This is a genomic window from Haloplanus sp. GCM10025708, from assembly GCF_042663985.1.
GTDB lineage: Archaea > Halobacteriota > Halobacteria > Halobacteriales > Haloferacaceae > Salinirarus > Salinirarus marinus.
Genome location: NZ_JBHSZA010000011.1, coordinates 1,856,285 through 1,881,456 on the forward strand (window position 1 = coordinate 1,856,285; position 25,172 = coordinate 1,881,456).

General features: G+C 68.8%; 20 protein-coding genes and 7 pseudogenes. 11 read left to right on the forward strand and 16 right to left on the reverse strand.

The window, feature by feature from the left end; translation table 11 throughout:
- Nucleotides 1–109: 109 nt before the first annotated feature.
- Both ACFQJD_RS13535 and ACFQJD_RS13540 read left to right on the forward strand, forming a co-directional pair.
- Nucleotides 110–1,529: pseudogene (locus tag ACFQJD_RS13535) on the forward strand (FAD-binding oxidoreductase).
- 42 nt (nt 1,530–1,571) lie between these two features.
- Nucleotides 1,572–2,444: pseudogene (locus ACFQJD_RS13540) on the forward strand (asparaginase); the annotation flags it as partial.
- Here ACFQJD_RS13540 and ACFQJD_RS13545 read toward each other — a convergent pair.
- The 4 genes from ACFQJD_RS13545 to ACFQJD_RS13560 are packed head-to-tail and all read right to left on the reverse strand — an operon-like array spanning nt 2,441 to nt 6,835.
- On the reverse strand, nt 2,441–4,210 hold the full coding sequence (locus ACFQJD_RS13545; RefSeq protein ID WP_379798905.1) for a thiamine pyrophosphate-binding protein: 1,770 nt from the start codon (nt 4,208–4,210) through the stop codon (nt 2,441–2,443). The pseudogene ACFQJD_RS13540 and the gene ACFQJD_RS13545 sit on opposite strands and share 4 nt — an antisense overlap.
- Nucleotides 4,211–5,191, reverse strand: coding sequence for an LLM class flavin-dependent oxidoreductase (locus ACFQJD_RS13550; RefSeq protein ID WP_379798907.1), 981 nt, complete (start codon nt 5,189–5,191; stop codon nt 4,211–4,213).
- A gap of 38 nt (nt 5,192–5,229) precedes the next feature.
- Nucleotides 5,230–5,979: a Sir2 family NAD-dependent protein deacetylase gene (locus ACFQJD_RS13555; protein WP_379798909.1), complete on the reverse strand. Its 750-nt coding sequence runs from the start codon at nt 5,977–5,979 to the stop codon at nt 5,230–5,232.
- Between the two features lies 1 nt (nt 5,980).
- Nucleotides 5,981–6,835: an alpha/beta fold hydrolase gene (locus tag ACFQJD_RS13560; protein WP_379800522.1), complete on the reverse strand. Its 855-nt coding sequence runs from the start codon at nt 6,833–6,835 to the stop codon at nt 5,981–5,983.
- Nucleotides 6,836–6,972: 137 nt separating this feature from the next.
- Between ACFQJD_RS13560 and ACFQJD_RS13565 the strand changes: the two genes are divergently transcribed.
- The 4 genes and pseudogenes from ACFQJD_RS13565 to purQ all read left to right on the forward strand — a co-directional run.
- Nucleotides 6,973–8,046 carry a hypothetical protein gene (locus ACFQJD_RS13565; RefSeq protein ID WP_379798911.1) on the forward strand — a complete coding sequence of 358 codons (1,074 nt, stop codon included), beginning with the start codon at nt 6,973–6,975 and terminating at the stop codon, nt 8,044–8,046.
- A 34-nt stretch (nt 8,047–8,080) separates the two neighbouring features.
- Entirely contained in the window at nt 8,081–9,100 is a 1,020-nt protein-coding gene (locus ACFQJD_RS13570; protein ID WP_379798912.1) for a phosphoribosylaminoimidazolesuccinocarboxamide synthase, read from the forward strand.
- Nucleotides 9,101–9,228: 128 nt separating this feature from the next.
- Nucleotides 9,229–9,480 (forward strand): phosphoribosylformylglycinamidine synthase subunit PurS, encoded by a 252-nt coding sequence (gene purS, locus ACFQJD_RS13575; RefSeq protein ID WP_379798914.1) that lies wholly within the window; start codon nt 9,229–9,231, stop codon nt 9,478–9,480.
- Nucleotides 9,477–10,145 (forward strand): annotated as a pseudogene (gene purQ / locus ACFQJD_RS13580) (phosphoribosylformylglycinamidine synthase I); the annotation flags it as partial. The gene purS and the pseudogene purQ, both read left to right, overlap by 4 nt.
- Before the next feature lie 21 nt (nt 10,146–10,166).
- Here purQ and ACFQJD_RS13585 read toward each other — a convergent pair.
- Complete coding sequence (locus ACFQJD_RS13585) at nt 10,167–11,237, reverse strand: archaeosine biosynthesis radical SAM protein RaSEA (RefSeq protein ID WP_379800524.1); 1,071 nt, start codon at nt 11,235–11,237, stop codon at nt 10,167–10,169.
- 218 nt (nt 11,238–11,455) lie between these two features.
- Between ACFQJD_RS13585 and ACFQJD_RS13590 the strand changes: the two genes are divergently transcribed.
- Nucleotides 11,456–13,393 carry an aldehyde ferredoxin oxidoreductase family protein gene (locus ACFQJD_RS13590; RefSeq protein ID WP_379798917.1) on the forward strand — a complete coding sequence of 646 codons (1,938 nt, stop codon included), beginning with the start codon at nt 11,456–11,458 and terminating at the stop codon, nt 13,391–13,393.
- Between the two features lie 140 nt (nt 13,394–13,533).
- Here ACFQJD_RS13590 and ACFQJD_RS13595 read toward each other — a convergent pair whose 3' ends face one another.
- From ACFQJD_RS13595 to ACFQJD_RS13625, 7 genes are all read right to left on the reverse strand, one after another.
- The gene (locus ACFQJD_RS13595) at nt 13,534–13,872 is read right to left on the reverse strand and encodes an AzlD domain-containing protein (protein ID WP_379798919.1); all 339 of its coding nucleotides are present in this window, start codon (nt 13,870–13,872) and stop codon (nt 13,534–13,536) included.
- Nucleotides 13,869–14,546, reverse strand: coding sequence for an AzlC family ABC transporter permease (locus ACFQJD_RS13600; protein ID WP_379798921.1), 678 nt, complete (start codon nt 14,544–14,546; stop codon nt 13,869–13,871). Before ACFQJD_RS13600 ends, ACFQJD_RS13595 begins: the two co-directional genes overlap by 4 nt.
- 148 nt (nt 14,547–14,694) lie before the next feature.
- The gene (locus ACFQJD_RS13605) at nt 14,695–15,057 is read right to left on the reverse strand and encodes a hypothetical protein (protein ID WP_379798923.1); all 363 of its coding nucleotides are present in this window, start codon (nt 15,055–15,057) and stop codon (nt 14,695–14,697) included.
- Between the two features lie 2 nt (nt 15,058–15,059).
- Nucleotides 15,060–15,329: a hypothetical protein gene (locus ACFQJD_RS13610; RefSeq protein WP_379798925.1), complete on the reverse strand. Its 270-nt coding sequence runs from the start codon at nt 15,327–15,329 to the stop codon at nt 15,060–15,062.
- Nucleotides 15,329–15,613, reverse strand: a complete 285-nt coding sequence (locus tag ACFQJD_RS13615; RefSeq protein ID WP_379798927.1) for a ubiquitin-like small modifier protein 1 — start codon at nt 15,611–15,613, stop codon at nt 15,329–15,331. The genes ACFQJD_RS13610 and ACFQJD_RS13615 overlap by 1 nt, the downstream gene beginning before the upstream one ends.
- Nucleotides 15,614–15,652: 39 nt before the next feature.
- Nucleotides 15,653–16,036, reverse strand: coding sequence for a hypothetical protein (locus ACFQJD_RS13620; RefSeq protein WP_379798929.1), 384 nt, complete (start codon nt 16,034–16,036; stop codon nt 15,653–15,655).
- Between the two features lie 101 nt (nt 16,037–16,137).
- The gene (locus ACFQJD_RS13625; protein ID WP_379798931.1) at nt 16,138–16,308 is read right to left on the reverse strand and encodes a hypothetical protein; all 171 of its coding nucleotides are present in this window, start codon (nt 16,306–16,308) and stop codon (nt 16,138–16,140) included.
- Nucleotides 16,309–16,409: 101 nt separating this feature from the next.
- Between ACFQJD_RS13625 and ACFQJD_RS13630 the strand changes: the two genes are divergently transcribed.
- Nucleotides 16,410–16,811 carry a hypothetical protein gene (locus ACFQJD_RS13630; protein WP_379798932.1) on the forward strand — a complete coding sequence of 134 codons (402 nt, stop codon included), beginning with the start codon at nt 16,410–16,412 and terminating at the stop codon, nt 16,809–16,811.
- A gap of 30 nt (nt 16,812–16,841) precedes the next feature.
- Here ACFQJD_RS13630 and ACFQJD_RS13635 read toward each other — a convergent pair.
- Both ACFQJD_RS13635 and ACFQJD_RS13640 read right to left on the reverse strand, forming a co-directional pair.
- Nucleotides 16,842–17,848 (reverse strand): annotated as a pseudogene (locus ACFQJD_RS13635) (cytochrome b/b6 domain-containing protein).
- Nucleotides 17,848–18,015, reverse strand: coding sequence for a hypothetical protein (locus ACFQJD_RS13640; protein WP_379798934.1), 168 nt, complete (start codon nt 18,013–18,015; stop codon nt 17,848–17,850). Before ACFQJD_RS13640 ends, ACFQJD_RS13635 begins: the two are co-directional and overlap by 1 nt.
- 42 nt (nt 18,016–18,057) lie before the next feature.
- Here ACFQJD_RS13640 and ACFQJD_RS13645 point away from each other — a divergent pair, with 42 nt between their 5' ends.
- Nucleotides 18,058–18,207, forward strand: coding sequence for a hypothetical protein (locus tag ACFQJD_RS13645; protein ID WP_379798936.1), 150 nt, complete (start codon nt 18,058–18,060; stop codon nt 18,205–18,207).
- A gap of 118 nt (nt 18,208–18,325) precedes the next feature.
- Here the strand turns inward: ACFQJD_RS13645 and ACFQJD_RS13650 are convergent.
- A pseudogene (locus tag ACFQJD_RS13650) lies at nt 18,326–18,986 on the reverse strand (4Fe-4S dicluster domain-containing protein).
- Nucleotides 18,987–18,988: 2 nt separating this feature from the next.
- Nucleotides 18,989–22,168: pseudogene (locus ACFQJD_RS13655) on the reverse strand (formate dehydrogenase subunit alpha).
- Nucleotides 22,169–22,375: 207 nt separating this feature from the next.
- On the opposite strand from ACFQJD_RS13655, the pseudogene ACFQJD_RS13660 reads away from it, so the two are divergent.
- Nucleotides 22,376–24,494, forward strand: a pseudogene (locus tag ACFQJD_RS13660) (hydrogenase iron-sulfur subunit).
- Entirely contained in the window at nt 24,491–25,117 is a 627-nt protein-coding gene (locus tag ACFQJD_RS13665; RefSeq protein ID WP_379798938.1) for a TorD/DmsD family molecular chaperone, read from the forward strand. Before ACFQJD_RS13660 ends, ACFQJD_RS13665 begins: the two are co-directional and overlap by 4 nt.
- Nucleotides 25,118–25,172: the final 55 nt, after the last annotated feature.

Genomic DNA, 25,172 nt, shown 5'->3' on the forward strand with positions numbered 1-25,172 from the left:
GGGCGGTCCCGGCGAGACAGCGTCGAAACTGGGTGAAAGTACTGTGACCGCCTCGAAAGCCCCGCCGCGCCGGAACGGATTTATGGCGCGCCGGACCTCCCAGTAGGGCATGGGCTACGATTGCGCGTTTCTCGACGATCTCGACCTCGACGGGTCGGTTTCGACGGACGCCTCCTACCGGGAGGGGCGTGCGACGGACTGGGGGACGCCCCCGGATCTCGAAACCCTCCCGGACGCCGTCGTCTGGCCGGCCTCGACGTCGGACGTAGCAGCGGTCCTCGCGGCCGCGAACGAACGGGGCGTCCCGGTAACGCCCTACGCCGCCGGGAGCGGCCTCGAAGGGAGCGCGGCCCCGACTCACGGCGGGATCAGCCTCGACATGACCCGGATGGACGGGATCGTCGAGGTCCGCCCGGACGACCTGCAGGTAGACGTCGAACCGGGCGTCATCGGATCTGACGTCGACGAGGCGGTGGGACGCCACGGCCTCTTTTTCCCGCCGCTCCCCTCGTCGGGTGATATCTCGACCATCGGCGGGATGATCGCCACCGACGCCTCCGGCATGAAGACGGTCAAATACGGCGAAGTCTCGGACTGGGTACTCCGACTGGAGGCCGTCCTCGCCGACGGGCGCGTCATCACCGCCGGGACGAAAGCCGCCAAGTCCTCCAGCGGATACAACCTCAAAGACCTCGTCGTGGGCAGCGAGGAACGCTGGCCGTCGTCACCGAGGCGACGCTGAAGCTCGCGGGCATCCCCGAGCAGAAACGCGCCGGGCGGGCCATCTTCCCGACCATCGACGACGCGACGAGCGCGATTTCTGACGCCATCACCTCCGGCGTCGACGTCGCCACCATCGAACTGCTGGACGAGACGACGGCGACGATGGCCAACGCCTACGCGGGACTCGACCTGCCGGACGCGCCGATGGTGTTTCTCGAGTTCCACGCCGACCACGGCATCGAGGAGGAGGTGGAGTTCTGCCGGACCATCTTCGAGGCCCACGACGTCTCGCAGTTCGAGATGGCCGCGACGGAGTCGGAGATGGACCGCCTCTGGCAGGCGCGCAAGGACGTCGCGTACGCCTCTCGCGAGTGGGACGACGACCTCGAACCCTCCATCCCGGCGACGTGACCGTCCCCATCAGCAAGTACCCCGAGATCATCCGCTACGCGCGCGACCTCGCGGCGGAGTACGACCTCACGATCCCGTGTTTCGGCCACGCCGGCGACGGCAACTTCCACTACGTCGTCCTCGTCGACCCCGACGACCCCGACCACGTCGCCGCCGGCGAGGAAGTGTACGCCAGGATCGTCGACCGCGCGCTCGAACTCGGCGGGACGGCGACGGGCGAACACGGCATCGGCCTCGGCAAACGCGAGTTCCTCGTCGCGGAACACGGCGAGGCGACGGTGGAGGTGATGCGCGCCATCAAGCGAGCGCTCGACCCGCGCGACACGCTGAACCCGGGGAAGATGTTCCCCGAGACGCTGGAGGGGAAGCGAATCCGCGGCGTCGACGACGCCTGATCGACCACATCGCTTTTGTCGCGGCGGCGTGGCAACGAAGCCATGACTGTCGTCGTGGTTTCGACGGGCGGGACGATCGCGTCGACCGAGGACGCGGGCGGCGACGCCGAACCGGAACTGACCGGCGCTGACCTCGTCGCGGCCGTCCCGGGCCTCCGGGACGTCGCCGACGTCGGCACCCGCGAGTTCGCCACCGTCCCGAGCCCCCACTTCACCGTCGATCGGATGTACGGCCTGGTCGAGACGCTCCGCGAACTCGACGCCGACCCCGACGTGGAGGGCGTCGTCGTCACGCAGGGGACGGACGTCCTGGAGGAGACGGCCTACTTCGCGGACCTCTGTTACGGGGGCGAGACGCCCGTCGTCTTCACGGGCGCGATGCGCAACCCCTCGCTCGCGGGTGCCGACGGCCCGGCGAATCTCCTCGCGAGCGTCCGCGTGGCCGCCTCCGATCCCGACGTCGCGGGGGCGTTCGTCGTCTTCGCCGACCGGGTCCACGCCGCCCGCGAGGCGACCAAGACGCACTCGATGGCCGTCGACACCTTCCGGTCGCCCGAGTTCGGGCCGCTCGCGTTCGTCGACGAGGACCGCGTGACGTGGCGGCGACGCCCCGAGAACCCCGATCCGACGCTCGACCCGGAGCGGGAGAACCTGACGAACGACGTGGTGGCCGCGACGGCGACGGCGGACGTGCCGGCCGCGCATCTCGACCCCGCACGCGACGCCGAGGCGCTCTGTCTCGCGGCGACGGGGGCGGGCCACGTCCCGCCGACCATCCTGCCGGCGCTCGAATCGGTCCGCGAGGCGGGCACGCCCGTCGTCGTCACCACCCGGTGTCCGGAGGGGCGGCTCGCCCGCCACACGTACGCCTTCGAGGGGAGCGAGGCGACGCTGCGCGAACTCGGCGTTCACTACAGCGACGTGAACCTCCAGAAGACGCGGATCCGAGCCGTCGCCGCCCTCGCCGCCGGGCGACTCGACGACGCCTTCGAACGGCCCTGGTCCCGGACCAACACGTCCAGCACGTCCGGGCCGGACCGGGAAACGGCGGCGGCGACGGCGTCGCTGATGTCGTCGGCGTCCTCGATTCGCTCGCCGCGGACGCCGTGGCTCTCGGCGTTCGCCGGGATGTCCACCGGCGGGTCGAAGTCCATGCCGACGAACGCGTGGTCGCTCTCCTCGCCGCCGAGCAGGTCCAGCGTGTTGTCCTTCAGGATGCGGTAGTTCCGGTTGTCGGAGACGACCACCGTGAGGTCGACGTCGTAGCGGGCGGCCGAGTAGAGCGCGTGGGGGTAGTAGAGATACGAGCCGTCGCCGACGAATCCGACGACGGGTCGGTCGCTCTCGTCCTCGGCGATGGCCGCGCCGACCGCCGCCGGTAGGCCGTACCCCAGGCCGGCACCCTTGTTCGAGATCAGGCTCGCCGCCTCGAACGGCCAGCGGGCGAGCATCACGTACTTCGAGGTGACGCCCTCGTCGACGAGGTAGGCGTCGGGGACGGCCTCGTGGAGCGCGTCCACCAGTTCGGCTTTTGTCGCGCGGCGGTCGTCGGCGTCGCCGTCGGCCGTGTCGCCTGCCGAGAGCCGGCCCCGGATCTCGGCTTTCGCCTCGGCGACGCGTTCGAGTCGCCGGGCGCGCTCGGCGGCGTCGACGCGCTGTTCGACCCGCTCTGCGAGTTCCGACGCGACCTGTTTCGGATCGCCGAGGAGGGTGGCGTCCGCCGGGTGGTTCTTCCCGAGTTCCCACGCGTCGTCGCCGAGGTGGATACAGGTCGTCTCGCTCGACACGAGCGGGTTCTCGTGGCGCGTGACCGTCGTGTTGGTCGAACAGCCGGCGAACAGGAGCGTGTCGGCGTCCATCGCCTCGCGCGCGGCGTCCTCGTCCGGCGGGACGAAAGACACCCACTGGTCGTGGTCGGTCGGGAACGACACCTCCGCGGCGAGGATCTCGCCGTGGACGCGCGCGCCCGCCGCCTCCGCGAGGGCGACGGCCTCGTCGACGGCGTCGGCCCGGGCCACGCCGTCGCCGAGGACGAAGACGGGGTCGTCGGCGTCGGCGAGGAGGTCGGCGGCCCGGTCGATGGCCGCGGCGTCGCCCCGGCCGGCGCTCGGAATCTCGCCCAGCCGTTCCACCGCGGCGTCCGTCTCGGCCATCGTCACGTCCAGCGGCAGGCCGAGAAAGACGGGGCCGGTCGGCGGCGTCAGCGCGGTGCGGACCGCCCGCCGGAGCATCGTCGGCAGGGCGGCCACGTCCAGCACTTCCGCGCTCCACTTGGTGTACTGGTCGGTCATGGCCTCCAGGTCGCCCGAGAGGACGGGTTCCTCGTGGCGGAAGTCGGTGCTGTGGCTGCCGGCGGTGACGAGGAGGGGCGTGCCGGCGGCGGCGGCACCGTAGAGGTTGCCGAGACCGTGAGCGACGCCCGGCGTGATGTGGAGGTTGACGACGCCGAGCGGGCAGACGTCGTCGCCGCGGTGAGTCCGGTAGCGGCGCGTGCTCGCGTAGCCGCTGGCCATCCCCACGGCGATGTCCTCGTGGAGGGCGAGGACGTACTCCAGACCGCGCTCGTCGAGGGCGTCTACGATCGGTAGTTCCGTCGTGCCGGGGTTGCCGAAGACGTGGTCGACGCCGTAGGCTTCGAGCGCCTCCACGAACAGGTCGGCCCCGGTGCGGTCGCCACCCATCTACCTGCCCTCCGGAGCGAGTTCCTCGTACGTTCGCTCGGCGAGTTCGTCGTCGGCCGCGGCCGGGACGACGACGAGGGGTTCGTCCACCGCGTCGAGAGCGGCGACCTCGTCGAGGCGGTCGCGGGCCATCGCCGGCGTCCCCGAGACGCCCAGCGCTTCGACCATCTCGTCGGTGACGGCGGCGCGGGCGTCGCCGCGGTTCCCCTCGTGCCACGCGTCGGCGATCGCGTCGGCCTCGTCGGGGAACGCCGACGCCACCGCCTGCCGGTAGCCCTCGCCGCTGCCGACGTAGTACGCGAGATGGCCGCGGACGGCGGCGTGTGCCTCCTCGGGGTCGTCGCTCACCGCGGCCGGGACGTACGGCGCGACGGTGATCGAATCGGGGTCGCGACCCGCGCTCTCGGCCGTCTCGGCCACCGTCTCGAAGGCGTCTTCCAGCCCTTCGAACGGGATGTTGTGCGGGAGCCAGCCGTCCGCGACGCGCCCGGTCGCGCGCCGGGCCGCCGGGCCGAGGGCGGCGGTGTAGACGGGCACGTCCGCGTCGAGCGTCGGGAAGTCCTGCACGGAGAAGAGTTCGCCGTCGTAGTCGACGCGCCCCTCGCCGGCGGTGTAGGCTTTCACGAGTTCGCCCGTCTCGTGGATGCGACGCACCGGCCGGTCGTACGCCACGCCGTGGAGGTCCTCGACGGCCTTCGGCGTCGACGCGCCGATGCCGAGGCGGACCTCCCCGCCGGCCACGTCGTCGAGTTCGGCGGCCGCTCCAGCGAGCACCGCCGGCGACCGGGAGAAGACGTTGACGATGGCCGTACCGAGGTCGACGTCGTCGACGGCGTGGGCGACGTTCGTCAGTCGGACGAAGGCGTCCGTCCCCCAGAGTTCGCCCGTCCAGACGGAGTCGTACCCGAGCGATTCGAGCCGCGCCGCGAGATCCGGCGGGGCAGCCGATTCGAGGTCGTGAAGGAGTGCGCCCTGTGGCATGGTCCTTCCGGCGTTCGGAGGGAGGATAAGTGGTTGGGTCAGGCGTCCAGTTCGCCGGCAACGGCGGGGAGGAAGTCGGTCACGTCGGCGCGGACGTCGGCGTCGGCGCGCTCCGAGTGAGGCGTCGGTTCGAGGTTGACGATGACGAGTCGTCCGTCGGCGGCGGCGGTCTTGGGCAGCGACGCCGCGGGCTCGACGACGAGCGACGACCCGGCGGCGAGGAAGACGTCGCTCTCGCGGGCGAGCGTCCGCGCTTCGTCGAACGTCGCCGTCGGCAGGCGCTCGCCGAACAACACGACGTCGGGTTTGAGGAGACCGCCGCAGTCACACCGCGGCGGCACCTCCCCGTCGCGGACGCGGTCGCGGACGGGCGCGGCGTCGCCCCGGCGGCCACAGTCCTCGCAGGCCACTCGCCGACTGGTGCCGTGGAGTTCGAGGACGTGCTCGCTCCCCGCCGCGGCGTGGAGGCCGTCGGTGTTCTGCGTGGCGACGCCGTCGAGGTAGCCCGCCGCTTCGAGGTCGGCCAGCGCCTCGTGGGCCGCGTTCGGCTCGGGGTCCGCGGCGAACAGCGTCTCGTGGAGGTCGAGTCGGTCGTCCCAGAACCCGGCCGGGTCGCGGCGGAACCGGCCGTACTGGAAGTCGGCGGGGTCGAACTCGGTCTCCCAGACGCCGTCCTCGCCGCGAAACGGCGGGACGCCGGAGGCGGTGCTGACGCCCGCGCCGGTGAAGGCGGCGGCGACGTCCGCCTCGCGGAGGGCGTCCGCGACGGCGGTGACTGTCTCGTCCATGTCAGTCCACGAGAAACGACCGGAGGCGACGGCGGTAGGCCGTCGTTCGGTCCTCGACGACCCAGTGGTACGCCTCGTCCAGTCCGTCGACGGCCGCGTTCCCGGAGACGTCGGCGGCGAGTCGCTCGGCGTTGGCGAGCGGCTGGAGCACGTCGTCTGCGCCCCAGAGCAACAGCGTCTCGGCGGTGACGGCCCCGTAGTCGAGTTCCGTGGTGTGGTTCGTGTTCGTCGCCACGGCGTTTCGCTCGAGCGAGGTGCGCCCCTCGCTCGTCCGCCACGGCGCTTTCATCCCCTCGACGAACGCCTCGTGGTCGGCGGCGTCGCCGTAGAGGCCCTCCCCGAAGACGAAGTCGAGTTTCGACTCGAACGCCTCGTCGTCGAGTTCCGTGAGCGCGCCGGGGACGCCGAGGCCGTTGACGAACTCGACGGGCCAGGAGTCGTAACACGCCGCGTTCGAGAGGACGAGACGCCGCACGTCGGCGGGGCGGTGGCTGGCGTAGCGGAGGGCGACGCCGCCGCCGATGTCGTGGGCGACGAGGTCACAGCGAGCGGTTCCGAGCGTCGACAGCAGCACCGAGAGGACCTGCTCCTGGGCGCGGATCGAGCGGTCGAAGCCGTCGGCCATCGACGAGTTGCCGTAGCCGACGAGGTCCGGGGCGACGACGTGGCGGTCCTCGGCGACGGCGGGCGCGACGTCGCGCCAGAGATACGACCACGTCGGAATGCCGTGGAGGAAGACGACGGGCGGGCCGTCGTGTTCCGCGCCCGCCTCGTAGTAGGCCACCGACACGTCGTGGCCGTCCACCGAGAGCGTCGTCGACGTCTGTGCCTCGCTCCACGCCTCCGGGGCGGTCATCGTCCCCTCCCGTCGCCGTCGGTCGGGATGTCGAACGACCGGTGTCGAGTCATATGCCATCTACGAACGCGACCTGTGGACCCTTAATTTCTCGCCCGACAACTAATGGGGCTCCGCGAGAGAACGTCAGCAGCGCGATGAACAGACGCTGGTGGGGATACGCCGTCTTCGCGTCGGGCGTCGTCACCGGCGGGAACGCCCTCTGGCACGTCGTCACGTACGACGCGAGCCACGCCACCCTCCACCTGCTCGCCAACGTCGCCCTCGGCGGCGGCTCAGCAGCGGCGGTTCTCTACGGCGGCTACTGGCACGCGACGCGCCCGCTGGACGAGGGACGCTACCCCCGGTTCGCCGGCTGGGTGCTGGCGAGCGTCCTCCTCTTTCTCGGCCTCGGAACCGTCGTCGTCTACGTCGGGTCCGAGCGGGTGCGGCCGGCGGAGCTGTACGAAGCCCTCCAGTTGTCCGGGAGCGTCGGGTTGGCGATCGGCCTGTTCATCGGTACCATCGAGGCCCGAGAGATCACCACCGCGGAGGCGGCCGCCCGGGCCGAAGCGAAAGCCGAGGCGATCGAGGCTGAGAAAGAACGGATCGAGCGCCTCAACGACCTCCTGCGCCACTACGTCCTCAACGGTTCGAACGTCATCAGCGGCTACGCGGAGGAGCTCAAATCGTCCGTCCCGCCCGAGGACGAAGCGACGCTCGACACGATCGCGGACCGCGCCGACACGATGGCGACGCTGGTCGAGCACGTGCGGACGCTCACGGCGGTCGACCAGGGCGACTTCGCAGAGACGGATGTCCGCCTCGCGTGCGTCCTCGATTCGGTGGCGGAGACGCGACGCGGCTCCGCGGTCACGGTCGCTCTCCCCGACTGCGGCGTCACCGTCCGCGCCAACGAACTGCTCGGAGAGGCGTTGTACCTCCTGCTCGGCGCGCTCACCACGCTCACGGAGGACGGCGGCACGGTCACCCTCGCCTGTAGCCACTCGCCGCGGACCGCCACGCTCACCGTCACCGCGACGCCGGCCGAACTGCCGCCGTCGGTCGAGCGGTCCCTCTTCGATCCGGTCGGCTCCGGGGTCAGCCTGGAGTTCTACCTGGCGCACGCCCTCCTCGACCCGTACGTCGACGTCGACCTGGTGCGAAACGCCGACGAGACGGTCCGCTTCGACCTCGTCTTCGACCGCGTCGGCGACGATACGGGGAAGTGAAAGCTTCTTCCCGACGGGGGACACCCGTTCGACCATGACCAGCGTCAAGGAGTTCCGGGTCGAACGCGAACCGACCGCGACGGACCTCGGTCGCGGGCGGTTCGTGTTCACCGACGATTACTCCGTTTTCGACTGGGGGCGGATGCCCGATCAGATCCCGCGGAAGGGGGCGAGCCTCTGTACCATGGGCGCGTTCAACTTCGAGCGTTTCGAGGCCGACGGCGTGCCGACTCACTACCGCGGCGTCGTCGCGGACGGCGAGCCGCGAGCGCTCGCGGAGGCCGACGCTCCGCCGCGCGAGATGGCGATCAGCCTCACGCAGGTGCCGGAGTTGCCCTACGAGGACGGCAGCTACGACTACGACGCCTACCACGCCGCGGCGGGGTCGAACTACCTGATCCCGCTCGAAGTCGTCTTTCGCAACACCGTCCCCGTCGGATCAAGTCTCCGCGCTCGCGCCGACCCGGCCGACTACGGCCTCGGGTTCGACGACTGGCCCGACGAACCGGTCGCTCTCCCCGAGCCCGTCGTCGAGTTCTCGACGAAGTACGAGGAACAGGATCGCTACCTCTCGCGGGCGGACGCCGACCGCATCGCGGGCGCGGCCGACGTCGATCGCCTCGAAGCACTCGCGCTCGCGGTGAATCGCCTCCTCAACGAACGCGCCGAAGCGACCGGGTTCGTCCACGAGGACGGCAAGATCGAGTGTCTCTACCACGACGGGACCGTCCGCGTCGCCGACGTCGCGGGCACGTTCGACGAGAACCGCTTCAGCTACGACGGACAGGAAGTCTCGAAGGAGGTCGTCCGCCAGTACTACAAGCGCGAACAGCCCGCCTGGGTCGACGCCGTGAGCGAGGCGAAAGAGGCGGTGAGAGCCACGGACCGCGCCGACTGGCGACCGCTCTGTGACGTCGATCCGATGCACCTCCCCGACGCCGTCGTCGACGCCGTCTCCGACATGTACGCCGCCGGGGCGAACGCCTACACGGACGAGGCGTGGTTCGACGCGCCGCCGATCGACGCGGCCGTCGACGCGGTCCGGGGCCTCTGAGGCGACTCGGTCGCCCGCGGGGGCGGCCCGCGTCGCCCTCGCCTCCGGCGCTCGCCAGCATGTACACGAGCGTGTACAACTAACTCGTTCCAAAAGAGATTTTGCACACACCCGCGCACAGTAAGACGATGACGGCATACACCGCGACGGTCACCGTCCGGCTGAAGCACGGCGTCTTGGACCCCGAGGCCGAGACGACCAGGAAGGCGCTCGAACGACTCGGCTTCGAACTCGACGCCCTCCGGTCGGCCGACCGGTTCGAGATCGACCTCGACGCGGCGTCGGCCGAGGAAGCGAAAGCGAGCGCGGAGGAGATGGCCGAACGGCTGCTGGCGAACCCGACCATCCACGACTACGAGGTCGAGGTCGAAGAGCGATGACGGTTGCGGTGGTCCAGTTCGGGGGAAGCAACTGCGACCGCGACTCCGTGCGAGCGCTCTCTCACCTCGGTGTCGACGCCGAACGCGTCTGGCACGAGGACGGCCTCCCGGCGGAGACGACGGGGATCGTGCTCCCCGGCGGCTTCTCCTACGGCGACTACCTCCGCGCCGGTGCGATGGCCGCCCGGTCGCCCATCATGGACGAGGTTCGGGCGGCCGCCGAAGAGGGGACTCCCGTCCTCGGGGTCTGTAACGGCGCACAGATCGGCTGTGAGTCGGGGCTCGTCCCCGGCGCGTTCACCACGAACCGGAGCGCGCGCTTCCAGTGCGAACGCGTCCACGTCCGCGTCGAGAACGCCGACACGCCGTGGACCGACGCCTACGACGCGGGCGACGTCCTCGAACTCCCCATCGCTCACGGCGAGGGACGCTTCGAGATCGCCGCCGAGAACTACGACCGCCTCGAACGCGAGGACCGGATCCTCCTGCGGTACTGCGACGCCGACGGCGACGTCACCGACGCGGCCAATCCGAACGGGTCGACGGGCAACGTCGCGGGCGTCCTCGGCGACCGCGAGAGCGTCGCGGTGATGATGCCCCATCCCGAGCGCGCGACGCTCCCGGACCTCGACGGCACCGACGGCCAGGGCGTCCTCCGGGGTTTCGGCGCTGATCTCCGACGCGGATCACCGCGTCAGCGGCAGCGCGTAACTCGTCTCTTCTTCCAACACCGCTTCCCACGCCCCCTCGCAGTCGCAGGAGACCTGTTCGAACACCGTCGGGTCCTGCCGGAGGTCGAAGTCCTTGATGGCGCGCTGGACCCTGTCGTCGCAGTCGCCGCAGTTGTGTGGCCCCCGGTCGCTCCCGTGGCCGACGGGGTCCGAGACGACGATGGCGTCGACGTCGGCGGTGTCGCAGAGCACCTCGGCGACCGACCAGAGCCACGGCGGGCGGTAGCCCCCGCGGAAGTAGAGTTCGTCGACCATCGTGTAGCGCTGGACGTTACAGGGGTTCATCGAGACGGTGTGGGCGTGTTCGGCGCACTTCCGGACGGAGGCTTTCATATCTTCGAGCGCCTCGCGCTCCGAGAGGAACGGCGGTTTCATCAGGAGGTAGGCCTTGACCCCAGCGCCGGCCGCGTCGGCTTCCTCGCTCGCGGCGACGAACTCCTCGAAGTCGAAGTACTTGTTCACGCAGTCGTGGCGGACGCGGTCGGTGGCGGTTTCGAGACCGACGGCGACGTCCGTCTCCAGCCCTCGATCGGTGAAGTCGGCGAGTTTCTCGCGGTCGACGAAGTCGGGGAGCGACTCGACGACGATGCGCTCGCGGTCCGCGAACGTCTCGGCGATGGCCCGTCGCGTCTCGGCGGACGCCTCGCGCTCGTCGAGGAACGAACCGGAGGTGTAGATCTTCACCAGGCCCGACGCCTCGTCGGCGTTCTCGCGTTCGTGGGCGAGACAGGCATCGATCTGGTCCATCAGCGCGTCGTGGCTGACGCTCCCGCCCTCGACGGACTCGGCGACGTAGCCACACATCGTACAGCCACCGGCCCGCGCCCAGCGACAGCCGCCGGTGTTGAGGATGATGGTGAGCGACTGATAGACGCCGTCCGGCGTGTTGTCCTCGTCGATCCACACCCGCGTCGGTTCGTGGGGGTCGTACTGTTTCTGCTTGCGGGACCGGATGGACCGCATCACCTCGTTGTGCGCGTCCATACCCTTGCCCCGTTCGTACACCTCGGGCGTCGGCTTGCTCATCGGCGTCTCTACCCGGTCGTCAGGTAAATCGGCTTCGGCTGCCAGCTCCGCCGGTGCCGGACCGTGGGCGTTCGGAACAGCGCCCGCGGTCGGTTCCGTGCGCGGGCGTCGGGTCAGCGAGCGACCCACGACCGCGCCGGCGTCGTAACCGTATTCAGTTACGCTCGTACGACAACGTCTAACGTGGTTCCGACCTAATACAACTAATGGACCTTACAATGACTGACTTAGGTGGCTTTCACGACAACGTGGGACACGTAGACCTCTCGGCGGGGGACGTGGCCTATCGGGGTATCGACGACGACGACGCGGAGAAGTACATCGGCGCGCGTGGGCTCGGCGTCAAATACGTCTTCGACGCGGGTCCGGACGTGGATCCGCTCGGTCCGGAGAACCGACTCGCCTTCATGAACGGGCCGCTCACCGGCACGCAGACCGTCATGAGCGGCCGGGTCGCCGTCTGTACGAAGTCGCCGCTCACGGGGACCGTCACCGACTCCCACCACGGTGGCTGGTCGGGGGCGCGCCTCAAGTGGAGCGGCTTCGACGGCCTCGTCTTCGACGGCAAGGCCGACGACCCCGTCTACGCCTTCGTCGAGGACGGCGAGGTCGAACTCCGCGACGCCTCCCATCTCTGGGGGATGGGCGTCCACGAGACCATCGAGACGCTCGGCGAGGAGTGCGAGGGATCGATCGGCAAGAACCTCTCGGTGATGGCGATCGGCCCCGGCGGCGAGAACGGGGTGCGCTACGCCTGCATCATGAACGAGGACGACCGGGCCTCCGGGCGCGGCGGTACGGGCTGTGTCATGGGGTCGAAGAACCTCAAGGCCGTCGTCGTCAAGTCCGGCACTCGGATGCCGAAGCCGGCGAAGCCGGACGTGTTCACGGAGGGATACCAGCAGGCGATGCAGGCCATCCAGGAGTCCGACGTCACCGCTCCCAACGAGGGCGGCCTGTCGGTCTACGGGACGAACGTCCTGATGAACATCGCCGAGGAGATGGACGGGCTGCCGACGAAAAACGGCAAGTACACGTCGGTACGCAGTTACTCGGAGGCCGAGGGCGTCGACCTCGACGCCGAGAAGGTCTCCGGCGAGAACGTCCGCGAGAACATCCTCGTGGACGAGCCGACGTGTCACTCCTGTCCGGTCGCCTGCAAGAAGGAAGTCGAGGTGCAGTACGAGCACAAAGGCGAGGAGATGAACGTCCGGATGGAGTCCTACGAGTACGAGAGCGCGTACGCGCTCGGTCCCAACTCCAGTCAGACGAACCGCGACGCCATCGCGGTGATGATCGACCGGTGTAACGACATGGGCGTCGACACCATCGACATGGGGAACATGTTCGCCATGGCGATGGAGATGACCGAGAAGGGGTATCTCGACGGCCTGGGCGACGGCATCGACTGGGGCGACGAGGAGCGCATGATCGACCTCATCGAGGAGGTGGCCCGCCGCGACGGCGACCTGGCCGACCTGCTCGCCGAGGGGCCAAAGCGGGCCGCCGAGAAGATGGACGCCCACGACTGCCGACTCGACGTCAAGGGCCAGACCATCGCGGCGTACGATCCGCGGTGTATGAAGGGGATGGGCATCGGCTACGCCACCTCGAACCGCGGGGCGTGTCACCTGCGTGGCTACACGCCGGCGGCCGAAATCCTCGGCATTCCGGAGAAGGTCGACCCCTACGAGTGGGAGGGCAAAGGCGAGCTGTGTGCCACCTTCCAGGACCTGCACGCCATCTCGGACTCGTTCGACATCTGCAAGTTCAACGCCTTCGCCGAAGGCATCGAGGAGTACGTCAAGCAGTACAACGGCATGACGGGGCGCGACGTGACCGAGGACGAACTGATGCAGGCCGGCGAGCGCGTCTACAACCTCGAACGCTACTACAACAACCTCGCGGGCTTCGACGGCGACGACGACACCCTGCCGAGTCGCTTCGTCGAGGGCAGCGAGGACGCCATCCCTGGACAGGGTGGCTCCGAGGGCGCGCTCTGTGAACTCGACGAGATGAAAGCCGAGTACTACGACCATCGCGGCTGGGTCGACGGCGTCGTCCCCGACGAGAAACTCGACGAACTGGGTATCGACGTCGGGCCGGGAACGGGCGTCTCCACCGGCAGCGGTGCCGGCACGCCCGCGGACGACTGACGCGACGGCCCGACGCTTTTTTCGACGCGGATCCGGCGAGTCTCCGGAGATTCAAGAGGATACACCGCGTAGTTCCGACGCTATGCTGCCGGCTCCGTTACTCGGAACGGCGGACGGCAAGCGACCGGCCGACGGTCGCTCTAAAGCAGGAACCTGAGCGTCCAGAGCGCGCCCATCCCGACGGCGATGGTCGCCAGCATGTTCTCGGTGTGCCACGCGACGACGCCGGCGACGACGCCGGCGAGCAGCCTGTCGTCGGTCAGCGTCGCCGCCGGCGTCGGGCCGACGGTGACGAGCGACGGCAGGACGAGCGCCGCCAGCACCGCGGGCGGGACGAACCGGAGCGCCGCCTTCAGGTTCGGCGGGACGGCGTCGATGCGGCCGAACAGGTAGATGAACGAGTAGCGGTAGGCGAACGTGACGGCGCCGACGACGACGACGACCGCCCAGATCGCGGCGGGACCGTAACGCGTCGTCACCGGTCGGCCCTCCGTTCGACGAGGACGCCGGTCGCGACGCCGGCCAGCGCCCCGACGACGAGGCCGAGGTTGAGCGGGAGGCCCGCGCCGGCGACGGCGACGCCGCCGCCGACGACGCCGGCGGCGACCGTCTCACGGTCTTTCAGCGCCATGACGAGCAGCGTGAGAAAGACCAGCGGGACGGCGAACTGGAGGCCCCAGCGGTCGGGGACGTTGGCTCCGAGGGCGATCCCCGCGACGGTGGCGAGCTGCCAGACCACCCAGATGGTCACCGCGATTCCGAAGTAGTACCAGCGGCGGTCGGTGTCGTCGGTTCGGGCGTACTCGGCGATCGAAAGGGCGTACGCCTGGTCCGTGAGGAGGTAGGCGAGCAGCACTTTCCAGCGTCGGCGCAACGGCCGGAAGTACGGCGCGATGGAGGCGGAGTACATCACCATCCGGACGTTGATGACGGCGGCGGTCAGAATCACGACGGCGAGGGGTGCGTTCTGTCCCAGCAGTTCGAGGACGGCGAGCTGGGACGCGCCGGCGAAGACGACGACCGACAGACCCATCGCTTCGACGAGAGTGAGGCCGGCACCGACGGCGGCGACGCCCGAGACGAGGGCGAACGGGACGACGCCGAGGAGCAGCGGGAGGGCCGCCCGGACGCCGTTCCGGAAGTCGGGGTGCATATCCGACTCTCGCTACCGCCGGAGAAATGCCTGTCCGTTTCAGACGCCGCCGACTCCGAGCCGCCAGTCGGCCACCGTCGCAGTCGAGGGTCGGCGGACGCCCGTCGTGTTCGCCCCGTCGACGCGTCGGCGTCGTCCGGAGCCGCGATCACGCCCCGACGACGACGGCGTCTCTGATGTCGAGCGCCGTCTCGAACTCGTCGCGGCGGTCGGTTCGCCGGCCCACGCGAAGCAACTGCTCGTCGTGGGCGCGGCGGACGGCCTCGCGTTCGCGGCGGTCGAAGTCGAGTTCGTCGCCCACCCGTTCCCAGTGGCCCGGCGCAACGAGGAAGACGACCCGGTCGTCGTCCTCGTAGACGCACTCGTACTCGCGGCGATATTCGTCGCGTCGGGGGTCGAGCAGGCGTTCGACGCGGGAGACGAGTTCCGGCAGTCGGTCGGCGCTGACGCTCGCCTTCGCGGCGGCCAGCAGGAGTACCTGCCCCTCGATGGGGTCGCCGCTCGCGTCCATCCTCAGCCTCCGGCCCGCATCGCCTTCTGCGAGAAGCGGTCGACGAGCGAATCGAGCGTCTCGGGATCGCCCTCGAAGACGACGGTCACCTCGGTCAGCGTGAGCGACGGGCCGATGCCGACTTTCTCGGCCGACAGCGTCGCTTCCCAGTCGTCGGCGACGACGCGGTGGTCGCCCACCGCGTCGCCGCCGAGCGTCGTCAGATACTGGACGGCGAGCCGGATCGAGATGCCTCGGTAGGACCGCTCGCGCCTCGTCCACTCCTCGGACATCAGACGTGTCCGCCGGCGACGGGCGGGAAGATCGCGATCGTGTCGCCGTCGGTGACGGTCGTTTCGGTGCCGGCCATGTGAAGCACCTCGCGCCCGTTCTTGAGAACGTTGATCTGTGGTTTCAGATCGCCGTCGACGAGCAACTGCCCCTCCAGTCCGTCGAATTCGGATTCGAGTGCCGCGAGAATTTCGCCGACGGTCGTACCCTCCTCGAACTCGCGTTCGAGAAACTTTCCGCCGACGGCTTCCCGGAACGTCGCGAAGAACTTCAGTTCCACCTGCATACCGTTGGAACGACCGCCGCCGTTAAAAGCGGTATGGCATCAGACGTCCCGAAGCCGGATGCCGTTCTCCACGAGGCGGGCGTTGCGCTCGCGAGTGACGTAGTCCTGGAGCCACTCGTACTCCTGGATCTGCATGATGAGATCCGCCTGGAGGTTGCGCCACGCGATGGCGTAGATGGGCGACTGCCCCCACGCGCGGAGTTCCGGGACGAACTCGTCGTAGCGTTCGAGCTGGTCCTCCAGGCGTTCGAGGGCGTCGACCACGCGTTCGGCGGCCTCGCTCTCGTCGTCGGCGTCGTCGATGGCGCGGTTGAGTTGCGCCTCCAGCCCGCCGACGGCCCGCTTCATGTCGTCTCTGGCCGCGTCGTCGTCGGGGAGCGATTCGAGAATCGGCCGCGGGACGCCCAGATCGAGTTCCTCCATGGGTCGTGGTAGCACCCAGTCGGTAAAAGGCTCCCGTCTCGCCGCCGTGCCGCGGTGTCCCACTCCCGGTCGCACGCCGTGTGCTCGCGCCGCCGCGAACGCTACGCCAGCATCTCGACGCCGAGGGCGAGGAGGAACACCACCACCCCGAGGACGGTGAGCGCCTGTGCGTTCCGTGACTCGCCGGGGCTCACGAACAGGACGCCGACGACGCCGACGATGGCCACGAACAGGACCAGGATCGTGTAGCCGAGACCGAGCGTACTGACCATAGTTGCAGTTGCGCGTCAGTTAGATTAAGTGTTGTGTCAACGCTGCCCGTGGTTCGCCGTGCCAAGGTATATGCACGCGCCCTCCGTGTCACACTGTACGAATGCGGATGGAACTCAGGGTGTGCAAGCACTGTCACGAGGGCGAACACGGCAACGAGGAGAAGACGGCCGTGACGCGCGACATGGTCAGGTGTGCGCGCCAGATACGCGAGTACAAGGACCTGGTCGGCCTCGACGCCATCTACGTGACGATGGTCGAAGAGGGCGACCCCGGCGGCGCGGAGGAACTCGCGGCGATCGTCGCACACATCGAGAACGACCAGATAACGCTCTCGGATACGCAGCTCGTCATGGAGGACGACGACGGCAACATGCTCGTCTACCCGGAGCCCGAAGACGTCCTCGAAGTGCTGACGCGGAACCTCGACCAGATCAGCGAGAGCACCCGGCAGGACGTCAGCGTCGAACTGTCGGCCGAGGGCGCGGAGCTGCTCTCCTCGTAGGCCGGCAACCGCGGACCGCCGACGCGGGGGTCACTCGCCGTCGGACCCCTCGGGGCGGCCGCCGTCGGTGGCGGCGCTCCCCGCCGCGCGCTGTTCGAGCTGGCGCTCCCAGCGGCGGCGCAGGACGTTCCCGTACACCGAGAGGACGAGGCCGACGAACAACACGAGGACGCCGACGTTGACGCCGACGGTGAGCAGGAAGTTCGCCGGACCGCCGCCGACGGCGAGTTCGCGGGGCACGGGGTAGCCCTCGTCGAAGATGCTCGCGATCAGGACGCTGACGATGCCGATGACGGTGAGCGCTCCCATCAGGTTCGCGGCCCACCCCAGCTCGGCGAGAGCGTCAGGTTCTCGATGCCGGTCCCCTCGCTTTCGCCGTGGGATTCGGGGATCATGCTCCGCGGGACGAACGCCTTCGTCTCGACGGGGTAGAACGCGGGGTGGAAGCCGTGTTCGAAGACGTGGAACATCACGCCCATCAGCATGATGACGCCCAGCAAGCCGTGGAAGGTGACGAACGCCATCGCGGCCGTCTTGGTCGCCATGTACTGCATCAGACCGGTCTTGCTCCAGATGAGTAGCCCCGAGACGGTCAGCAGGAACAGCTCGACGGTGAATATCCAGAGGACGCCCTTGCCGACGTAGGAGAGCAGCGGCACGTCGTCGGCGGTCCCGCCGGCGAACTGTCGGGCGTTCGGGTGGCGTTCGTCGGCGTCCCCGAGGACGAACCGGACGTCCTGGACGAACGCCTTCGCGTCGTCGGGAGTCGGGACGATGGACGTGAGGTTGCTCCGGCCGGTACTCGACAGGACCGTCAACAGCGTCCAGAACGTGATGAGCACCATCAGCCCGAAGCCGGCGAGCCGGTGGAGCGCGGCGACGGCGGCGTTCCCGCCCATGAATTCGAGCAGCCACCAGAGTTCGTCGTGGAACATGATGGCGTACCCGGTGAAAAACAGCAGGAACACGTCGAGCGCCAGAAGCGAGTGGAAGGTCGTCGTCACGCGGGTGAACTTCCCGTGGTCGAGATTCGTCATCAGCCGTCACCTCCCGATCGGGCCGCCGCGTCGTGCGACGGCGTCTTGCCATCTTCCGGTCGACCTTCGTCCGTCGGTCGACTCTCGTCCGTCGGTCGATCCTCGTCAGCCGGTCGGCCCCGGTCCGCCGGCGTCCCGCCGTCCGTGACGACGTCGGACGAGCGCATCCGTCCGGCGAGTCGGCGGAACGCCCCCAGTGGACGAACACCATGAAGAGGATGAACACGCCCATCAGGAAGTCGGCGGCGTGGACGAGCGCGATGGCGAAATCGAGGACGGGGACGGTGTTGCCGGCGACCCAGTCTGTGCCGACGCCGCCGCCCTCGACGGTCGGGGCGATGCGGAACAGTTCCTCGTAGAAGACGGCGTTCCCCGTCGCCCACCACGTCGCGAGGGCGGCGACGACGAAGCCGCCGACGGCGCTGGCGAGGACGGCCCACCGGCTGTACGTCTTCGTCTCGGGCAGGTCGTGGGTGCTCATCGGAACACCTCCGCGTCGTCGCCGAAGACGATCTCCATGGCGACGCCGTTGAAGAACGTCCCGCTCCCGCGACGGTCGAGTTCCTCGGCGATCTCGTTCGCTTCGCCGACGAGGATGGCGTCAGTGCTACACTCCTCGGCACAGGCCGGCCCCTTGCCGACGGCCTGTCGCTCCTCGCACATCGTACACTTGTCCATCGTCCCTCCGGTGCCGAACAACCGCGCCGTGGGTTCGTCGGAGTCGGGGAACTGCGGCGCGCCGAACGGACACGCGGACAGACAGTACTGACAGCCGATACAGAGGCTGTCTCTGACCTGCACGAAGCCGTCCTCCGCCTTCAGCAGCGAGTCGGTCGGACAGACCGACACGCAGGGGCGTTCTCGCAGTGATAACACTGCATCGGGACGCTCGTCTCGCCGGGGGACTGGCCCTCGTTCAGCGCGCCGGCGCTGTTGGCGTTGAACCCCTCGGCGGCCTCCTGCCCTCGAGCATCGTTGAGACGCTGATTCGCTGTTCGTCCGCGGGAACGTCCCACGTCCGTTTACAGGCGACCACGCAACCGCCACAGTCGATGCAGGCTTCGACGTCCGGGAAGATTCGCGCGTCGGCCCCGGTGCTCATGACGCCGTCCCGCATCATCTCTCTGTTGCTTGACATAGTTACTGGATGGTTTCCTGTTCGCGGACGTCGAAGTCCTTCTGTCGGCCGATGCCGTCACGGTCCTGCGGGAAGTCGAACTGGGCGAGGTCGACGTCCATCTCCAGGTCGTCGACGACCTGCTGGGTCGCCTTCTGGACTTTGACCATCGCCGCCTTCGTCTCCTGCATCTGCGTCTCCACGTCGTAGCCGCGGGAGGTGATGGTGTTCACGCTCTCGCCGATGGCGAAGGGCATGTGTCCGTCGGGATAGCGGTCTTCGAGGCTCTCGCCTTTGAAGACGCCCCCAGTGGAACGGCAGGAACGTCTCCTCGGGGTTCGGCCGGTTCGTCACCCGCGCTTTCACGAGGACTGAGCCACGGTCGGTTGTCGAGACGACGACCAGGTCGCCGCCGTCGACGTCGAGTTCCGCCGCCATGTCCGGATGCAGTTCCGCGTACATGTGCGGTTGCAGGTCGGCGAGGAAGATGTTCGACCGCGACTCCGAGCCTCCGCCCTGGTGTTCGACCTGACGACCGGTCGTCATGATGGTGTTCATCCCCTGCTCCTGAGCGGCCGCCGTCGCCCTCGTCTGCTCTCTGGCGTTGTTCTGGTCCAGGCGGTAGAAGTTCGTCTGTTGGCCGTTGGCCGGCCACGCCTCCGCGAGGTCCTGGCTCGGGCTCTCGATCGGTTCGCGGTGGACCGGAACCGTATCGAGGAAGTTCCACGTGACCGCTCGCGCCCGTCCGCGCCCCGTCGGCGCGTCCGGTTGCTTGTGGTCGTACTGCTGGTAGAACTCCTCGTCGAACTCCGCCCAGTCGTACTTCTCGTTCATGTCGACGGCGGTGTCGTACACCGATTTGTCCTCCCGGAGCGCGTACTCGTAGGGGAGCGTCAGAGCGTCCGGGTTCGTCGGGTCGTCCGGCATCGTCGTCGCGAAGCCGGGATACTGCGGGACGCCGTGGACGGTGCCGTCGTACCAGTCGGGTTCGTAGGGGTCCCTGAGCAGATTCAGCCCCTCCTCGCCCTGCTGGTCGACCGTCGCCTGCATCGGGTAGTCGTCGCCGGACCACTCGTCGGGCGTCGGTGCCTTGACGCCCCACCGGGCGCGGAAGTCCTGGCCGCCGTCGCGGGGTCCCTGTCGTCGTTCCAGATGATGGGCGTTCCGGGGTGGCCCTCACCCCAGCACGGCCACGGGAGCATCCAGAAGTCCCCGCTGACGGGCGTCCCCTCCGCGTCGGCGCGTAGCGTCTCGGTGCTGAACGCCCAGTCGTACTCGCGGTGGAGTTCCAGGCGTTCGGGGTCCTGGATGTAGCCGATGGTCCGGACGCCGAGGTTGATCTCGCGCAGGGCGTCCTCGTAGGTGCTCTTGCCGTTGTACATGTTAGGACCGGACCCCCAGTCGAAATGCTCGCCGAAGCCGAGGCGGTCGGCGAGTTCCTGCATGATCTGCATGTCCGGCTTGGAGTTGTGGGACGGCGGCCGGACGGGTTCGCTCCACTGGACCGAGCGGTGGGAGTTGGTCACCGAGCGCCAGTGTTCGTACTGACTCGCCGCCGGCAGGATGATGACGCCGTCGTCGCGTTCCGGCAGGACGCTCGCAACCGACGGGAACATGTCCACGACGACGAGGAGGTCGAGCGCCTCCATCGCCTGTTTCGCCTTGGCCATCTCGCTGATGGAGTTCACCGAGTGACCCCAGAAGAGGGCGATCTTCACCTTCTCCGGCTGATAGAGCGGCGTTCCCTGGAGGCGGTCCTCCTGATCGAGCGCCGCCTCGAACCAGCGGGCGACCGTCAGCCCGTTCTGGAACATCATCGACCGCTCGCTCGGGAAGGTTTCGTCGATCGCGTCGGCCCCCTCCGTGGTCGGGCTCTGCCGGACGAACTTCTCCTCCGACATCTTCTCGAATCGGTCGTACAGCCCCTGGAACGTCACCTCCCCGCTGGAGTAGGGGCTCTCCGTCCACACGTCCGCCCAGTAGCGCCAGGAGCCGGGCGAACTGTTGGCGTAGTAGCCGGGGAGGATGTGGCTGGCGACGGCGAGGTCCGTCGCACCCTGGACGTTCGAGTGGCCGCGCATCACTTGCAGGCCGCCGCCGCTCCGGGCCGCGCTCCCGGACCCCAGACTCGCCAGGGCGTACGAGCGGATGTTCTGCGTGCCGTTGTTGTGCTGGGTGCCGCCCATCGCCCACTCGATCTGGACGCTGGGTTTGTTCTCGATGATGAGGTCACCCAGCTCCTGTAAGTCCTCGACGGAGATCCACGTGATCTCCGAGACGGTTTCGAGGTCGTACTGATCGAGTTCGGCGTCGACGTCGGGCCACCCCATGACCCGTTCGTCGATCATCTCGTCGTCGAGTTCGCCTTGGTCTCTGAGATATTTGATGAGCCCCATCATCAGGGCGACGTCGGTCCCCGGACGGAGCCGATAGAAGTAATCGGCGTGGGCCGCCGTCTTCGTGAACCGGGGCTCGACGACGACGATGTCGCCGCCGCGTTTCTGCCCTTCGAGGATGTGTTGCATCGCGATCGGGTGGGCCTCCGCGGGGTTCTGGCCGATGATGAGGTCCATCTCGAAGTTGCGGTAGTCGTTGATGGTGTTCGTCATCGCGCCGTACCCCCACGTGTTCGCCAGTCCGGCCACCGTCGTGGAGTGACAGATGCGCGCCTGGTGGTCGATGTTGTTCGTGCCCATGAAGGCCGCCAGCTTCCGGCTGGCGTAGGCCTCCTCGTTCGCGTGATGGGCGCTCCCCAGGAACATGACACTCTCGCGGCTGTACTCCTGCCAGACTCGCTCGATCTCCGAGGCGACGTGGTCGAGGGCGTCGTCCCAGGAGATCTTTCGCCACTCCCCGTCTTCCTTTATCAGCGGGTGTTTGAGGCGCTTCTCCGTGTGTTCGCTCTCGAAGATGGCCGCTCCCTTCGAACAGAGCGCTCCGTTGTTGATCGGGTTCTCGAACCACGGCTCTTGGCCGACGAACGCGTTCCCCTGGCGTTCGCCTTTGAATCCACAACCCACCGCACAGAAGTTGCAGATGGTCTTCGTCAGCTCGGAGTCGGTGTCCGTGGCGTCGACGTCGTCACCGCCCTGTGCGAGTGCCTGTCCCGCGCCGCCGCCCCCGAGTGCCACCGCCCCGGCGAGCGCGCTGGCCTTCAGGAACGACCGCCTGTCGAGGTCGAGTGATACGGGTTCAGTGCTCATTTACTGTCGTCGCCGCTCTCGGTACGTTCATACGTCGGCTCCTCCGTGTGCCGTGTTAGTACGCGACACGACATGGAAACTTCGAGAGGAGCGCCATTAAATGTTCGCCACGCCTGAATTTCTGATCGGTCGTCATATCCTCCCAGCGCTGTCGCCGAACTGGTCGGTTGGCGGAGATTTTTAGTATGGTAGCACATACCGAAGGCCATGCACGTCGGCGCGTTCGTCTGTTCGTGTGACGACACCTGTTCGCTCGACCTGGAAGGCGTCCGCGAGGGGATTCGGGACGTCGAGGTCGTCGGCAGTTCGAGCCTGCTCTGCGAGGACGGATTGGCCGGCGTCGACCACCTCGTCGACGAGTACGACCTGGATCACCTCGTGATCACGGCCCCCGACCAGCGGTGCCAGCGCACGTTCCGCACGCTCGCCGAGGAGAAGGGCCTCCACCCCGAGGCGACGGTGTTCGTCGACCACCGCGAGGCCGCCGGCTGGGTCCACGACGAGGCGGCGGCGACGGACAAGACCGCCCGCCTCGTCAACGCGGCCGTCGCCGGCCTGCGCGAGGAGGCCGTCTCGCGCACCGTCTCCCGGGAGGCGGGCGACGCGGTGGCCGTCGTCGGCGACGCCCACACCGCGGCCGCCCTCGCCGACACGGCCGACGTCACCCTCGTCGCCGACGGCCGCGAGTTCGCCGACGTCGACGCAGACCTCTCCGACGTCGCCGTCGAACGCGGCCAGGTCACCGACGTCACGGGCCGGTTCGGCGAGTTCGAAATCGCGCTCCGGTCGCGCGTCACCGACGACTGTATCTCCTGTATGGAGTGTGTCCGCGAGGGCCCCGACGGGATGCTCACGCGCTATCCGGTCGACGTCCACCCCGACGCGCCGGGCGGCGAGTGGGTCGACTGCTGTCCCACCGACGCCATCGACCTGGACGGCGTCGAACGAACCCTGACGGTCGACCAGTTGGTCTACCCCGGGGCCTCGGGGTCGGCCCGCGGCGGCGTCCTCGGCTTCCACACCGGGACCGTCGACGCCGAAACCGTCGCCGACGTCGAGCGCCTCCTCGGCGGCGTCGAAAAGCCCGCGCACCTCGACTTCGAGATGGACGTCTGCGCCTCGGGGGAGTCGAGCCAGCGGGGCTGTACCGCCTGCGTCGACGCCTGTCCGCACGAGGCCGTCTCCCATCCCTCGGTCGACGACGTGGAGTTCGACCCCGTCGCCTGCCAGAACTGCGGGGCGTGTACGAGTTCCTGTCCGACCGGGGCGGTGACCCTGCGCGAACCGTCGAACCGCCGGCTCGCCCGCGAGGTGGAGGCGCTGCTCGACGCCGGCGACGACGAGGGCGGCTTGCTCTCCCGCCCCGGCTTCGACGGCATCGAGACGCCCGTCGTCGCCTTCGTCTGCGACGAACGCGCGAAGTCGGCGCTGGAGACCTACGGCCGGCGGGCCCGGTCCGACGGCGACGTGTCGTATCCGCCCGTTCTCCCGGTGTCGGTCAACTGCACCGACACCGTCGGCGAGGCCCACGCAATGCACGCCCTCGCGGCGGGAGCCGACGGCGTCGCCGTCGTCGGCTGTGGCGAGGCGTGTCTCCACGCCGGCCCCGACCCGAAGGCCGCCCTCGTCGACCGTCTCAACCGGGCGACGGCGGAGCTCGGTCTGGGCGAACGCGTCGCCTTCTTCGCGCCCGAACGCGACGACCACGAGTCGTTCGTCGCCGAACTCTCGGCGTTCGTCGACGGCCTCGGTTCCTCTCCCGTCCCGGCCGGCGACCACGAGGCGACGGGCGAGAGTCGCGGCCGCCGCCCCCGTTCAACAGCCACGGCTGGACCCTGGAGAGCGTCCGGGCGATACTCGACCACGCGACCCCCGAACGGGAGGTGATACGCGGCCTGAAGGACTTCGGCGTGATGGAGGTGGACGACGCCTGTAACCTCACGCCGACGTGTTCGACGCTCTGTCCGACCGACGCCATCAGGCGAACGGAAGGCGGCGAGCTACAGTTCGCCCACGAGGACTGCGTCAACTGCGGCCTCTGCGAGGAGGGCTGTCCGGAGACGGCCATCGAGATGCGGGACGGTCTGGATCTGTCGCGCCTCCCCGAGAACCGGGACGGCGAGCGCTGGGAGACGGTGTACGAGGGCGAGATGATGGAGTGCGCTCGCTGTGGCAAGCCGTTCACGAGCGCCGGCTCGGTCGAGCGCGTCCGCGAGGAGGTGGGGGGCTCGTCGAGGGCGTCGCCCCCGACGGCGACCGGAGCATCTTCGAGTACTGCGGCGACTGCCGGGCGAAACTGCTGTTCGAACAGGGAGGGAGCCCATGAACGACGACGCCGTCTACGACGCCCGCCTCGAACTCGTGGACTTCCTCGTGGAGGCGTTCTACGACGTCCCCGACGAGGCGTTCGTCGAGCGGTTGCTCTCGGGCGAACTCCGGTTCCCGGCCGACGAGGTGAACGCGTCGCTCGACGCGGGATTCGAACGGCTACGGGCGTTCGTCGACGACAACGCCGGCCGCGATCCGGCCGACGTCCGGGACGAACTGGAGGCGGAGTACACCCGCGTCTTCGTCGGCCCACGGCCGCCGGTGCTGGCCCACGAGACCAACTACCGCGACGACACGGCGTTCATCGGCGAGGGGCTGGCGGACGTCGAGGCGAGTTACGGGGCGGCCGGGTGGACGCCGCCCGAAGGCTACGGCGAGGAGAACGACTTCGTCGCCGTCGAACTCGCCTTCCTCCGGCACCTGGTCACCCGCCAGCGGGGCGGGGCCGAGGAGGCGTTCGGCTACGAGCGCGTCTTCCTCGACGAACATCTCCTCCGGTGGGTCGACCCCTTCGTCGCGGACGTCCACGACCACGCGGAGTCGGACCTCTATCTCGCCGCGGCGGACGTCTACGCCGGCTTTCTGGAGTTCGAGGACGAACTCGTCGCGCAGATGGTTTAATCGCGGGGCGCGAGCGCGACGATGACGCCGCCGCCCGCCAGCGACAGGACGAACA